The following is a 12824-nucleotide window of genomic DNA, read 5'->3' on the forward strand; positions in this document are numbered from 1 at the left end:
TGAAAACATGGTAAAATAATGGTAACTTTTACAGAAAATGCGCTGGAAGAGTATATTTCTTGGCAAACAGAAGACAAGAAAACTCTCAGGCGCATTAATCAACTGATTAAAGATATTTAGGAGGGCTTTCATGTTCGTTGCAAAAAACTGGAAAGACTATGAGGTCATCGACTGCTCTAGGGGCGAAAAACTCGAGCGCTGGGGAAAGTATATCCTTTGCCGTCCGGATCCTCAGGTCATCTGGCAGAGCGAAAAGAAGAACCCTCTCTGGAAGAAGCTGAACGGCCATTATCACCGCTCCAAGGCAGGCGGTGGAGACTGGGAGTTTTTCTCTCTTCCGAAGCAGTGGCAGATTTCCTATCCCTTGGGAGAAAATGGAGAAGACAGGCTGAACTTTCATTTAAAGCCCTTTGCTTTTAAGCACACCGGCATCTTTCCGGAGCAGGCCGTAAACTGGGAATGGTTTTACCGTCTGATTAAGAAAGAAAAGGAAAGACGAGAAGAAAAAGGAGACAAAACACCGATTAAGGTCTTAAATCTCTTTGCCTATACCGGGGGCGCCACCCTTGCCGCTGCAAAGGCCGGTGCGGAGCTCACCCATGTGGACGCATCGAAGGGCATGGTTTCCTGGGCAAAGGAAAATGCGGAAAGCTCAGGACTTGTCAATTCTCCCATTCGTTATCTCGTAGACGACTGCATGAAGTTTGTCGAAAGAGAAATCCGAAGAGGAAATCTCTATGACGGCATCATTATGGATCCTCCCTCTTACGGCAGGGGACCCAAAGGGGAAATCTGGAAAATCGAGGACAGCATCTATCCCTTCCTAAAGCTTAGCGAGAAAATCCTGAAGAAAGATGCCCTCTTCTTCCTCCTAAATTCCTACACAACAGGCCTCCAGGCAGGGGTCATGCAGTATATGCTGGAAGAGCTCATCGGAAAGGGGAGAAACGGAAAAGTTTCATCCGATGAAATCGGACTCCCCGTAGCGGAAAACGGTCTGGTACTTCCTTGCGGTTGTGCAGCCAGGTGGGAAAAAGCCGAATCGTAAGGCATTTGGCGCTCTTTGTCAGAAAAACTTTATTGTTTTTCCCTATAAGAGCGGATAGTATTAAGAGTATCAAGTATGAGGGGACGTGGCTTTATCGGAAAGCTATTTTCCTATAAAAATATAAGCGGCGAACTTTTCAGTTCGGCGAGAGAAAGGATTCAATTCATGCACAAGGGATTTAAAGCTCTTTTATTTAGTTTGACCGCAGCCTCCGTATTTTCCGGAACGGCGGTTGCGGCCGGATGGACTGTCAACGAGCGCGGACAGCAGGTTTATCAAAATGACAACGGCTCCGTTGCCACGAATACCTGGATTAAGATGACCCAGAACGGACGTACTGAGTGGTATTACGCTACCGCAAACGGAAGCTTGAAGCAGGACGGTTGGCAGAAAATCGGAGACAGCTATTATTATTTTGACGGAAACGGGATGATGCAGACCGGCTGGGTACAGGACGATAAATATTACTGTGACCCGTCAAGCGGAAGAATGGTGACCGGTTGGAAGTTGCTTCCCCTTCCAGAAGGGGTAAGCGCTGCAGAAGGCCGAAAGAGTATTAACAACAACTACTGGTTCTATTTTAATGAAAGTACCGGCGAAAAGCTCTACGCGAGAGATGAGCGCGTGGTCATTAAGACCATCGGTAATGCTTCCTACGGCTTCGATGAAAATGGCATCATGGTCATCGGTTGGGCACAGATCGCCGACGGAAATCCCGAAATCGCGGGCTATTCCTATTTTGCGGATAAGACGGAAGGAAACTTAAAGCTCGGCCAGCGCATCTCTGCAAGCTGGTATGCCACCGTCGGTCCCGAAGGGGACAGCGCAAACCTTTCCACCGGAAATGTAGAATGGTTCTATTTTAAAAACAACGGCCATCCTGCTGCAGGAAACGGTTCCGTGTATGAAGTACAGCGTATCGGGGACAAGCGTTACCTCTTTAACGAGAAGGGTAATCCCGTATACGGCATTCAGAAGGGAAAGACCTCTTCCAATGCTGCCGAAGCCTTCTACTATTGCGGAAAAAATAAAGACGACAGTTCCGTAAAGACCGGTAAAATGAATCTGGTGGACGGAGAAGGCGAAGTCATTACCTGTTACTTCGAAAATAGCGGGAAAGGCGTAACCGGTGTCAAGCAGGATTACGTTTACTATAACGGACGTCTGCAGAAGGCGGAAAAAGGAACACATTATCAGAAGATTACGCTTCCCGGGCAGAACCGGAGCTATGTCATTAACGAGTCCGGAAGGATTATGAAGTCCAGAACCAAGTATAGAGATGCAGACGGAAGCAAGTGGTCCGTTAATGCCAGCGGTGTGATCACCCTGGATGAAGGTTTGGACACGGTAGAATTGCTCTCCCCCGCCGTTACGGACATCAGCTAAACGAAAACCGTTCTTGAGGTATCGGCAGAACTTGCCCGATACCTCATTTTTTTTATCTTATAGCCTCCCTTTATTTTTCTTATCCGGTGACCCTTGACGAAAACGGGAATTCGTCCTACTATGAAAAGGTCGCTAGGGGCGCTGTATGCTGAGAGGTGAAAACCGACCCTTTAACCTGACCCGGATAATGCCGGCGTAGGGAAGCTATACTCTTTGCCCCTCCCAGCCATTTTGGCATAAAGGAGGTTTTTTTATGAAACAAAGTACAGAGAAACTCGCATTTTCAGGGGTGTGCATCGCCCTGTCCATGGTTCTTGGAATGGTTAAGGTATTTTCCCTTCCCATGGGTGGATCCGTGACCGCCTGCTCCATGCTCTTTGCCACTCTGCCCGGCTTCTTTTTCGGAACGGGCTACGGTCTGCTTTCGGGCTTCGCCTACGGTCTAATCAGCTTCTTCTTAAAGCCGGAATTCTACAGTCCCGCACAGTTCGTTGTAGACTATATCTTTGCTTTTTCCGCGCTCGGTCTTTCCGGCCTGTTCAGTCGTAAGAAACACGGTTTGTATATCGGCTATATCGTAGCCTGCCTTGGACGTTTCTTCTTCGCCTTCCTGTCCGGCCTGCTCTTCTTCGCCGCGTATGCTCCGGAAGGCATGAATCCGGCATGGTACTCTTTCCTCTACAACATCAGCTATATCAGTATCGAAGCAGCTGTAACCATCGCTGTCTTACTGATTCCGGCCGTTCACAAGACAATTTATCGTCTAAAGGGAAAGTTCATCCGGGAAGTGCCGGTTCCGTTGCGGCCTTAAATCAATTGAAATTCCTGCAGTAAAGACTTCCGATAAGCTTCACTTTCGGAAGCCTTTTTAATATCCGCAATACGCCCCTCTTCTGCCAGAATCCCCATCAGCTTCGCCATTCTGGCTTCACTCTCCGCTCGACCTTCTGCACGGCCTTCTACACGCCCTTCCGCATGTCCTTCTGCCACCGCTTCTTTCTTCCATTGTCTTTTTAACCGTTCAAGATAACTGCTCATCGTATTCCCTTCTCCTTCCTCTATATAGTTTGTCTCCTTTAGTTCCTTCACTCTTTGAGAAAGAATGCGGGAGTGCATCTTCCTCGGGTCTTCCGCATAAAAATCCTCAATTAGCTCTCCCAATTCATCCTGACTCGTTTTTCCCGTATTCAGATAAATAATATGCGTTTTATCCGGAAAGGAATTACCGCTTTCTTCTATGACGCGGGAAATATGATAGATTTGCCTATTTTCCTTTAAGACATCTTTCTCACAGATAAATATAACATAGCTTTCCGGCAAATTCTCAAACTTTTTTCCTGCTTTTAAAAGGTTCATGTCAATGAGTCCGGAATGGTAACGAGCCCGTTTGGGACTTGCTCCCTTAGCCCCATTCTGCAATTCTATGTTGTATACTATGCCATTTTTATCCGTACAAAAGCAATCCAGGATTAACGATCTCCCCTGCAAATTTTTCAAATCCATTTGCAAGGATTGCTTTTTTACTTTTAGATCCGGCTTTCCGAGTATGGTTTGTAAAATGTACTCGGTACATTTTACATCCAGTAAAACCACTCGTATAAAAGCGTCATCCATGAGAATCAGTCTGGGAATAAGCTTCTGTTTCCAATTTTTTCGTCTTTTTGTATGTACTCCGGTAGCACTCATATACTGCCTCCTTTGAAAAAGAGATTTGAGAATTTAGTTCATAGAACAATGAAAAAAGAAAGAACATAGACTAAAGAATAAAAGTGAAAACGAAAAACGAAAAAGAACGAAAATGACCTAAGTACTTTTCTTAGGATTCATTTTACCAAAGAATAGCGCTTAGGCCTATACTCCATATTCGGATAAGGTTTTTATAGGACTGTCTGAAAAAACTTTGCACAATCGTTTTCCACATTTATCTTGTAGGCTTCCTCTATCCTCTTCCCCCATTCAATAGCTTCCACAGCCTCGGAGACAGTCTCTTAATTCCCTTTCCTGTAAAATAGGCAAGGAAGAGGCAGTAGACCGGACTTAAGAGGTAAAAGAAAAGTTTGAATGCGTCCCTCCCCACGTCTCCTGTAGGGAAAACTGCCGTCCTCGTCTCCAAAAAGCTTTGCAGAAAGAACCACAGGCGGAGAAAGAGATAATGTGAAGCATAGATATAAAAGCTCATTTCACTGAGAGTCTGCAGGATGCTTTTCCCCCTCTTCATAAGAAGGATACTTCCCGCCTTCTTCATAAAGAGACTTAAGAAGAAAAGTGCCATACCGAGGCGATAGAAGACGGTTGCCAGCAGTAAAATGCCGATGGCATGAGGCAGGAGTGTCTGTGCATAGCAAAATAAGGCAAAGAATAGGAGCGGAAAGGAAGGCACAAAAAGCTTTCTTCCGTCCCACAGTAGTGCCAATGCCGCTCCAAAGCTGTAGTAAAAGGCCGCATCTTCGTTTACGAAGGGAATATCCACTTGAAAATACACAAGAAGGAGAAACAGGAGCGGAAAGCAGAAAAAGAGCGGAGACATTGGACTTCCGGTACCCGCTCCGTTTATAGCAGTTTTTTTATTTATGGCAGTACTTCTGTTTATGGCGGTATTTCTGTTTATGGCGGTATTCTCCCTTATAAGGATTCCCAAAATCGCCATAAACGGAAGGCAGAAGCTCAGCAGAATCAGCTGATAGAAGTACCAAAACACCGGATTAAAGCGGTAGAGGAAGATTCCTTCCCACAGGCTTTTCAGGCTCCACTCCGCCTTTCCGAAAGAAAGGTAGAGAAGTGTCATAGCGCTGTTCCAAAGGAGATAGGGAAGGACATAGGAAAATACTCTCGACTTTAGTTTTCTTCTCCAACTTTTCACATCGTCCAAACCTCGGAAAAAGAGAAAGCCGCTTAAGAAAAAAAGCCCGGTACAGCAATCTGTCCCAAGAATTCCGAAAAGAAAAACTCTATCTTGATCAAAAAAGAAGCGGAAAAAAAGCCCGAATGCGGAACAGCCTGCAGAGATGCAAGAGAAAAGTGTGTGCTATGCACAAAAATGACTAAGACAGACAAAAAAAGGGTGTAGGACGGCAGAAAGGAAAAGTAGGGATGGGCAGAAGAAAGCAAGCGTCTCTCCTCTCCTTCCGCATTAGCGGAATGACCGCCTTTTTCCTTCGTGCTCTCCATCCCTACCCCTTTTTCTAAGCGTTATATCCTTACTGCTCAAGAGGACCTCATTGCCCAAGAGTTATCTTATTAGCTAAGGCGAACCTGACCGCCCAAGTGCACTCTCCGACCGATTCTTACATATCGTCAAACTCGATGGTAAACTGTGCATTTTCCGTCGCTCTGTGTGCCTTGTATTCATTGACACGCGCATTGATTCTTCCTACCGGATCAAGGATGGAAGAAATGGAAATGTCGTGATTCATATTGTCGATTAAAAGCGCAATATACTTTGACATATCTACGGAAATATACCATTCTCTCTTCAAGAGCTCTTCCGACTGGTAAATCAGATTCGTGGTTAATACCCCTTCCAAAACGCCTGCAGCATAGGCTTCATCAAACTTGTTCAGGCCGTTTGTAAAAAGCCCGAAGGTACAGCAGGCATACACCCTCTTTGCCTTTCTGTCCTTAAGCGCCTTTGCAGTATCAATTAAGGACTCTCCGGAGGAAATCATATCGTCAATGATGATGACATCCTTCCCCTCCACATCCGTTCCCAGGAATTCATGCGCCACAATCGGGTTTCTGCCGTTTACAACTTGAGTATAGTCTCTTCTCTTATAGAACATACCCATATCTACGCCGAGAACGTTTGCATAGTAAATCGCACGGTTCATTCCGCCCTCATCCGGGGAAATCACCATCATATGATCCTTATCAATATCCAAATCTCTTACATTCAAAAGAAGAGCCTTGATAAACTGATAGGTACAGGAAACATTGTCAAAAGAATCTCTTGGAATCGCATTCATGACTCTCGGATCATGCGCATCGAAGGTGAGGAAGTTCTCCACGCCCATCTCATGAAGCTCCTGCAGCATCATCGCGCAGTCCAGGGATTCTCTTCCGGAACGCTTGTGCTGTCTGGACTCATACATAAAGGGCATGATGACGTTGATACGCTTTGCTTTTCCCGTAGTCGCTGCAATCAAGCGTTTCAAATCCGCATAGTGGTCATCCGGAGACATGTGATTCACATGACCGAAGATGGAATACGTGATGGAATAGTTCATCACATCCACCAGTAAATAAATATCCACACCGCGAACCGTCTCCAAAATCTCGCCCTTTGCCTCTCCCGTTCCAAAACGGGAAATCTTGGTCGGTACGATATAATCCGACTTCTGATAACCGGAAAAGGCCAGCGTCTGCTTGTGCTCACTCTCCCTCTTTGTACGCCAGGAAACCAGATAATCGTTTACCTTCTTTCCAAGCGGTGCAATAGACTGAAGCGGCATCAATGCCAAGGGTCCCACCGGAATCCGCTCAATAAACTGAGACGTTCTAGAATCTGCCATGCTAATCCTCCCTATCCATGATAATTCACAACACTATATTCTAAGCTTCTTACACGGTTCCATCCTGCCTATACGGCATACTCCTTAAAAATACAGGAAAGATACGGAAATGTCCATGCCTTTCTCCCTATCCGAGCCTTAAATCTCTGCCATATAAGGGAATAATCTCATAGTCCGACATCATTCGGGAAACCACACGATCCGAGTAAAGCTCCCGGAGGTCTTTAAAATTCAAATTGGTGGAAATCATCATCGTTTTTCTCGTTAAAATCCGCTGGTTCAAGAGATTGAAGAAACGGGATGCCGTAAAGGAATTCGAAAATTCCGTCCCCAAATCATCCAGGAGCAAAACATCCACTTCTTCCACAAACTCATCCTCTATTCCTTCCCGCATCAGCCTGGAAAAATGATTGAACAGCCCTTCCGCGGTGAAATACAGCACGCTTACGCCCCGATCCAGCAGTGCCTTTGCAATGCAGTGGAGGAAAAAGGTCTTTCCCGTTCCGGTTCCTCCCGTGAAAATAAAGTTTCCCTGATTCTCGGGATAATTTTGGCAGTAGCCGTAAAAATAATCCCGGATGTCCTTCATATATTCCCTAACCGTCTTATTGCCGGTCTGTGCCTTCCTCTCCGTATTGTCAAAGCGTTCCAGCTGAAAACGGGAAAATTCTCCCGTTCCAAAATTTCTCCCATCTTGGACTGCTTGTAGAGAATATCCCCCTGCAACTTCATAAAACAGCGACACTTCTTTCCCTCAAAGATACCGCTGTCCCGGCAAAGAGTACAACTGTAATGCGCTTCCAAATCCTCCGGGGAATAACCTGCCTTCTCCAGGAGCACACGCTTCTCCTCCCGAATCTTCTGTATCGCGGGACGCAGTGCGCGAATGGCTTCCGCGTCTCCCTCCTGCGCCTTCTCCATCGCGGAAATGGAAAGCGTACGCAACTTCTCGTCCAGATCCGCGTAGCCCGATACCTTCTCCAGTACCTCTCTCTGCTTCTCTAAGGCCTCTTTCTCCGCCCGAAAACGTCTTTCGGAAAGAATCTCCTGAATCTCATGAAATTGCTCAGCAGTTAATGCCATTCCGTACTACCTCCCTGCCTCAGCAGCTGTAAGGCCTTTTCCTTTGCCAGAGAATCGTAGTCCACCTCATCCTGCTTGAAATTCACAAAGCGGTTCTTCTTCTCTTCCGGCTTTCCCGCATCCTGCCGCGCATTTTGCTTCCTGCTTTTCTTCGTCAAATCAAATTGCTCTATCAGATTCTTTGCCTGCTTTACTGTCTGAATGCGCTTCTCATGCCAGTCCAGCGCAACACTCTCGATATAGCGGGGGCTCGTCTTATCAATGCTTGCACAATAATCCAGTAAGAACTCTATGAGCTCTGAACTCATCCCCAAATACTCCACCATATACTCAAACTTCTGAATATGGCTGCGGCTCACGCCTCCCGGTAGCAAATACTGTGCCACATAGAGGATACCCTCAAACTCTTCCTCATTGATTTCCTGCTTCTTTTCCTCTATCGGAAGCAGATTCCGCTGCGTGTAGGACACGTTCTGCTCTGCTAAAGGCAAATTTTTTTCTGCAAGAGGTAAATGTTTCTGATTTTTCTCAGCAAAAAAAGACAGCTTTGTAAAATTGTTCGCCTGCTTTCTGTGTAAGACTTCCTCGGAAAGTCTGGCAGCCTCCTCGGAGCGAATTTCTTCCTCTACCGCCTTCGCCGTCCCTTCTTTGAAAATCCCTCTTTTTTCCCAATATAAAATAGCTCTCTTGATGTCGTAATCCGTCAAGTTCAATGCATCCGCAATAGAATGAATCTTCAGGTTCTCCCGTAAATGACGCAACAAATAGAGGTAGACCCGAACATACTCTCCGCTTGCCTCCCCTAAATATTCATCTATAAATGCATTCGGGACGCAGGTAATCTCCGCCTTTATCCCTTCTTGAAACTGAATTTCCATCTCTGCCCTTTCCCCGTCTTCTCCCGTTGTCATACTCGATTTGCATCATAGCACAGGAAAAAAATCTCTTCAATGGCACTGTTCCACAAGTTTATCAACAGGACTTATCCACAGCAATGTGGATAATGTGGGTTTCTTTTTTCCAATATTCTAAAAGCCTTTATTTACTGGCTTTTTTACACTTTACTTCTTCTAATGACAGCAACTTTATCCACATTTCATAGGTGGATTTCCAAAAAAATCTTCCTCACGAAAGTTTTTTTATTTTGCTATGATTCCTGTAAAAAATAAAGAGCCTCCGACGTCGAAACCGACGTCCAAGACCCTTATTATCGTATAAACGAGTTTTGTACGAAACTTTACTCGATAAGAAGCCTTGCCACCCGCAATGCGTGTGGCAGTTTGTCTCCCTACAAATTATTTCTCCTATTAATATATCACACCGATTATGGGTAGATACCTTTACTATTGGATATTCTTCTTCTGTTTCTTTTTCTGCCCTAAGCCCCAGAAAAGAAGAGATATCATGGAAACTAGTGCAAACATACCGTAGAGTGCCATGACACTGCCGTCGCCCGTAGCAACCTGTCTCAGTACACCGAGGACATCCGGTTTCTTCATGGTTACATCCGGAGTGGTAATCAGAGGTCTGTTTTCACCTTGTACAGTCGGAACCTTCGGATCCGGTGTATTGGTTCCCGGACTTGGCGGCCTGTTTCCTCCACCGCCCGGATTTCCGGGGGTTGAGCCTCGACTATAGCTATTGTTAAAGACAATCTCATTCTTCTTAGCCAGGTCCTCTCCGGTTCCCACCAGAGCAACCGCTGCAAGATAAGGCGGAACAGGATTATCATTCGCATCCTTCGTAAATTCCATTACCTTCACCAGAACCGTATATACTGTCTGATCATAAGTAAAATAACTCTTATTCCCTGCCGTTTGCTTAATGAAATACCGGTAATCTCCCTTTCTTGTATAGGTCATTTCATTAAAGTTCAGTTCGTGTTGCTGTGGTCCTGCACTTGTCACTGTAAGCTCGCTTGGACTTGCAAGCGGTGTAATCGCCGCATTTTCACTTGCCGGATCCACTTCCATGGTAATCTTATAGGTCTCTTCCGGAGCATTACCGGAAATATTTACTTTAACAGGAATCTTTACGGATGTACTCTCAGCCGCTTTGGCAACCATTCCCAACCCTGCCGATAGGAAAAGCACAGCCGATAGAAGCTTGCCAGCCCTTATTAAAAACTCTTTTGCTTTCATCTCCGTTACTCCTCCATTTATGGGTTCACTCTTACCATAACTACTGCTCTTCCGTTCGTTTCCAAAGAAACACAGGTAGACAAGGCCATAATCTGATCCGATTCCTTCATGCCGATGTCTCTGAAATTCGTAGCGTGATTCTTCAAATACTCTACCAGTTCCATGACATGTCCATTTTTATTATCCGTCCTGTATATCATTTGGTCATACGCGTCACACTCTATGACGGCAAAGACATCCAGCTTTCTTGCTCTTCCATCCGGTAAAAAAAGATGTCCTGTCAGGTGCTTATCAAAGTAATCCTTCTTAATGAACTCCATGACATCCCCATACATCCCGCCGTTATCCATGTGGTGACCATAGGTCAGCATATAGGGATCGCTAAAGTCCGCTTTGTTTTTGGCGCTTAGAAAAATTGAACCGGATAAGGAAAACTCACACGTTACATCCTTATTAACATACTCCATATCGTCTTTTCCCTGAACCATGGGGTAGTCAATGTGTGTTCCGTCTAAAGTAATCCACGCTCTGGTATCGGGATTGATCGCCATAAGCTCTTGCAGGCTCAGCCTCGTTTGCTCGGGATTGTCCAAGCTGGGCTTATACTTTAGAAGATCATTTTTCAGAAAGGCACCGCTCATCGTTACATAGGTGTCCCAAAGAGAATATCCTCCGAAGGACAACATAACCACCATAAGGATGATTGCAAGAAAGGATAAAATCTTGTCGCCAAATCTGGCGGCACTTGCTACTACATCCATGCTTTGTCCTTTCTACTCCTTTAACTTGTACACTGTGTGTACATGATAAACTTTGCTAAACTATCGTCTATTTTCACAAAATTTATAATCTACATACCTTGTATTTCCAGTATCCCTCCCGGGGAGTAAACTCCCCGGGAATTATACTGATTCAAAACTTTCCGTAAACCCCACCGAGTTTGGAGAAGAAGATTTGATTACTCGACAAGACTCGCAGAAATATTTTGAAGCTTAGTTAAAGAATATCGAGAAATTATTCCTCTTCCTTCTTACGGTTAACGAATACTACACCTAATCCACCTGCTACAGCAAGCATCAAAGCGTACGGAGCAACATTCATTACGATACCGGTCGGTGTAATGTTACCCTTGGTATTGGTAACAACAACCTTAGCTTCGTTCTTCAGAACGTTAAAATCTAACTGACGATCATTATCTACATCAATTGCAGTCTTATTGATACGAGATCCTGCTTCCTTAGAACCGGTGTTTGCATAGTTGGACTCATCCTCACCTGCAGTAACTGTGTAGCTTGTGTCGGAATCAATTTCCTTTACAACAACCTTATCACCCTTGGTTAAACCGGTGATCTTGATTCCCTTACCCTGTCCTGCTTCGAAGGTTACAATTTTGTGATTATCTGTTGTAAGCTCTTCACCTGCTGCACTTGCTACAATATGATTACCAACAACATTATCTGATCCCTCATTGATTACAGCGTACTTCTCTCTCTCTCCTGTTGTTACAGCGGTAGTACTTGCAGGAATAACGGAAACTTGGAACTTAAATGCCTTGCTCAGATTCGATCCATTACCTTCAATCTTCTTTGCGATGTGTACTACATGAGTAGAATCGTTTGGCTTGTCATCATTGGGAGGTGTTACAGGAGGTGTATCCGGGTTCTCTGGGGGCGGAGTCGGGTTACCATAGTTATTGGAAATTCCGGAAACCTTTTCGCCAAGAGCTGTCTTCTTTTGTTCCTCTGTAAGTTTTGTATTCCCTGCTTCTACGCGAACTACCTTTGTAATGAGGTGATCTACTTCCTGTCCGCCCTCTGTCATATGATACTTCATAACATAGAGCTTAAACTTAGATGCACTGTACTTTACACCCTCGTACTCGCTATCCTTCTCTACCAAATCATACTCGTAGGTTCCGTATGGCTTAGTTGCAAATTCAGACTCAACAATCTTAAATTTAGCATTTGCAGTAAAGTAGGGATATACTTTTCCGTTTACATTCTCTTCATCATCTTTGAACTTAAGATTCGGTGCAACAGTAGGTGCGAATGTAGCTTTCTCTGCTACAATAACTCCGCCTGCAGGTCCCGGAACTGTATTTACTTCTTCTTCCTTCGTTACAGCACCCTGTTTAACTTGATATTTCCACTTGCCGTTAGCAGTCGCAGGTGTAATCTCGAAGTCAAAAGCAGTCTGCGGTGCTAAAGTTTCACCATCTACGTACAACTTCTTGGTGAATGGAATGGTCAGCTCATTTGCCGGAAAAGCAAATGCCGGAACAGCCATGGACATTACCATCATTCCGGATAATGCCAGTGTTGCGAGTTTGTTTAAATTCTTTCTCATTTTTTCTCCCCTTTTTTAAAAAATAGTAGAAGTGTGTGATATATAAACAGAAGGTGTGCGCCTTCAATTTATTGAGTTACGTGAGGTACGGCTTTGCGCCGTTCTCATTTTCCATTGAAAAGTCTTATATTCTTTCCTGCTTAGCCGATATTACATCTGTCTAAGCTATCTCTTCCGATGCAGATGCAACTGCTGTTGGAGACGCCGGAGTCGCCATTTAAACTCCTTTCGTCGGTCTTCGGTGATTCGAAGTTCTTTTCCAACTTTGTTCTTCTTCAGCAGGTGTATCTGCATCGGAAGAGATATTTTTAT

At 44.9% G+C, this 12824-nt stretch carries 14 protein-coding genes and 1 riboswitch; of the genes, 4 read left to right on the forward strand and 10 right to left on the reverse strand.

The window, feature by feature from the left end; all coding sequences use genetic code 11:
- Window positions 1-18: 18 nt before the first annotated feature.
- The 4 genes from HMPREF9124_RS11750 to HMPREF9124_RS11185 all read left to right on the forward strand — a co-directional run bounded on the left by HMPREF9124_RS11750 (window position 19) and on the right by HMPREF9124_RS11185 (window position 3245).
- On the forward strand, window positions 19-120 hold the full coding sequence (locus tag HMPREF9124_RS11750; RefSeq protein ID WP_081465291.1) for a type II toxin-antitoxin system YoeB family toxin: 102 nt from the start codon (window positions 19-21) through the stop codon (window positions 118-120).
- Between the two features lie 10 nt (window positions 121-130).
- Window positions 131-1048: a class I SAM-dependent methyltransferase gene (locus HMPREF9124_RS11175; protein WP_009429854.1), complete on the forward strand. Its 918-nt coding sequence runs from the start codon at window positions 131-133 to the stop codon at window positions 1046-1048.
- A gap of 75 nt (window positions 1049-1123) precedes the next feature.
- On the forward strand, window positions 1124-2434 hold the full coding sequence (locus HMPREF9124_RS11180) for an N-acetylmuramoyl-L-alanine amidase family protein (RefSeq protein WP_009428083.1): 1311 nt from the start codon (window positions 1124-1126) through the stop codon (window positions 2432-2434).
- 124 nt (window positions 2435-2558) lie between these two features.
- Window positions 2559-2653: riboswitch (TPP riboswitch) on the forward strand.
- Window positions 2654-2687: 34 nt separating this feature from the next.
- On the forward strand, window positions 2688-3245 hold the full coding sequence (locus HMPREF9124_RS11185) for an energy-coupled thiamine transporter ThiT (protein ID WP_009429521.1): 558 nt from the start codon (window positions 2688-2690) through the stop codon (window positions 3243-3245).
- On the opposite strand, the gene HMPREF9124_RS11190 is transcribed toward HMPREF9124_RS11185, so the two are convergent.
- The 10 genes from HMPREF9124_RS11190 to HMPREF9124_RS11225 all read right to left on the reverse strand — a co-directional run bounded on the left by HMPREF9124_RS11190 (window position 3242) and on the right by HMPREF9124_RS11225 (window position 12452).
- Window positions 3242-4120, reverse strand: coding sequence for an Rpn family recombination-promoting nuclease/putative transposase (locus HMPREF9124_RS11190; RefSeq protein ID WP_009429296.1), 879 nt, complete (start codon window positions 4118-4120; stop codon window positions 3242-3244). The genes HMPREF9124_RS11185 and HMPREF9124_RS11190 overlap by 4 nt on opposite strands.
- A gap of 253 nt (window positions 4121-4373) precedes the next feature.
- Window positions 4374-5441, reverse strand: a complete 1068-nt coding sequence (locus HMPREF9124_RS11195; protein WP_330367775.1) for an acyltransferase family protein — start codon at window positions 5439-5441, stop codon at window positions 4374-4376.
- Entirely contained in the window at window positions 5327-5602 is a 276-nt protein-coding gene (locus HMPREF9124_RS12445) for a hypothetical protein (RefSeq protein ID WP_009428273.1), read from the reverse strand. The genes HMPREF9124_RS11195 and HMPREF9124_RS12445 overlap by 115 nt, the downstream gene beginning before the upstream one ends.
- 116 nt (window positions 5603-5718) lie before the next feature.
- A complete protein-coding gene (locus HMPREF9124_RS11200; RefSeq protein ID WP_009428954.1) occupies window positions 5719-6942 on the reverse strand; it encodes a ribose-phosphate pyrophosphokinase in 1224 nt (407 codons plus the stop codon).
- 127 nt (window positions 6943-7069) lie between these two features.
- A complete protein-coding gene (locus HMPREF9124_RS12450; RefSeq protein WP_009429636.1) occupies window positions 7070-7531 on the reverse strand; it encodes an ATP-binding protein in 462 nt (153 codons plus the stop codon).
- Window positions 7528-8025 (reverse strand): hypothetical protein, encoded by a 498-nt coding sequence (locus HMPREF9124_RS12455; RefSeq protein ID WP_009429750.1) that lies wholly within the window; start codon window positions 8023-8025, stop codon window positions 7528-7530. The genes HMPREF9124_RS12450 and HMPREF9124_RS12455 overlap by 4 nt, the downstream gene beginning before the upstream one ends.
- The gene (locus tag HMPREF9124_RS11210; RefSeq protein ID WP_009429153.1) at window positions 8016-8936 is read right to left on the reverse strand and encodes a DnaD domain-containing protein; all 921 of its coding nucleotides are present in this window, start codon (window positions 8934-8936) and stop codon (window positions 8016-8018) included. The genes HMPREF9124_RS12455 and HMPREF9124_RS11210 overlap by 10 nt, the downstream gene beginning before the upstream one ends.
- A 432-nt stretch (window positions 8937-9368) precedes the next feature.
- A complete protein-coding gene (locus HMPREF9124_RS11215) occupies window positions 9369-10166 on the reverse strand; it encodes a Spy0128 family protein (RefSeq protein ID WP_009427800.1) in 798 nt (265 codons plus the stop codon).
- Window positions 10167-10183: 17 nt separating this feature from the next.
- Complete coding sequence (gene srtB / locus HMPREF9124_RS11220; protein ID WP_009428461.1) at window positions 10184-10927, reverse strand: class B sortase; 744 nt, start codon at window positions 10925-10927, stop codon at window positions 10184-10186.
- Window positions 10928-11180: 253 nt separating this feature from the next.
- Entirely contained in the window at window positions 11181-12452 is a 1272-nt protein-coding gene (locus HMPREF9124_RS11225) for a DUF7601 domain-containing protein (RefSeq protein ID WP_242821594.1), read from the reverse strand.
- Window positions 12453-12824: the final 372 nt, after the last annotated feature.

The sequence above is a fragment of the Oribacterium sp. oral taxon 108 str. F0425 genome (genome assembly GCF_000214455.1).
Lineage (GTDB): Bacteria > Bacillota > Clostridia > Lachnospirales > Lachnospiraceae > Oribacterium > Oribacterium asaccharolyticum.

What these genes read in the sequence shown, in the direction of transcription:
- HMPREF9124_RS12445 (WP_009428273.1), bottom strand. Translation starts at nt 5,602, where the DNA reads ATGGAGAGCACGAAGGAAAAAGGCGGTCATTCCGCTAATGCGGAAGGA.
- HMPREF9124_RS11175 (WP_009429854.1), top strand. Translation starts at nt 131, where the DNA reads ATGTTCGTTGCAAAAAACTGGAAAGACTATGAGGTCATCGACTGCTCT.
- HMPREF9124_RS11185 (WP_009429521.1), top strand. Translation starts at nt 2,688, where the DNA reads ATGAAACAAAGTACAGAGAAACTCGCATTTTCAGGGGTGTGCATCGCC.
- HMPREF9124_RS11210 (WP_009429153.1), bottom strand. Translation starts at nt 8,936, where the DNA reads ATGACAACGGGAGAAGACGGGGAAAGGGCAGAGATGGAAATTCAGTTT.
- HMPREF9124_RS12450 (WP_009429636.1), bottom strand. Translation starts at nt 7,531, where the DNA reads ATGAAGGACATCCGGGATTATTTTTACGGCTACTGCCAAAATTATCCC.
- HMPREF9124_RS11180 (WP_009428083.1), top strand. Translation starts at nt 1,124, where the DNA reads ATGAGGGGACGTGGCTTTATCGGAAAGCTATTTTCCTATAAAAATATA.
- HMPREF9124_RS12455 (WP_009429750.1), bottom strand. Translation starts at nt 8,025, where the DNA reads ATGGCATTAACTGCTGAGCAATTTCATGAGATTCAGGAGATTCTTTCC.
- HMPREF9124_RS11215 (WP_009427800.1), bottom strand. Translation starts at nt 10,166, where the DNA reads ATGAAAGCAAAAGAGTTTTTAATAAGGGCTGGCAAGCTTCTATCGGCT.
- HMPREF9124_RS11200 (WP_009428954.1), bottom strand. Translation starts at nt 6,942, where the DNA reads ATGGCAGATTCTAGAACGTCTCAGTTTATTGAGCGGATTCCGGTGGGA.
- HMPREF9124_RS11750 (WP_081465291.1), top strand. Translation starts at nt 19, where the DNA reads ATGGTAACTTTTACAGAAAATGCGCTGGAAGAGTATATTTCTTGGCAA.
- HMPREF9124_RS11225 (WP_242821594.1), bottom strand. Translation starts at nt 12,452, where the DNA reads ATGGCTGTTCCGGCATTTGCTTTTCCGGCAAATGAGCTGACCATTCCA.
- HMPREF9124_RS11190 (WP_009429296.1), bottom strand. Translation starts at nt 4,120, where the DNA reads ATGAGTGCTACCGGAGTACATACAAAAAGACGAAAAAATTGGAAACAG.
- srtB (WP_009428461.1), bottom strand. Translation starts at nt 10,927, where the DNA reads ATGGATGTAGTAGCAAGTGCCGCCAGATTTGGCGACAAGATTTTATCC.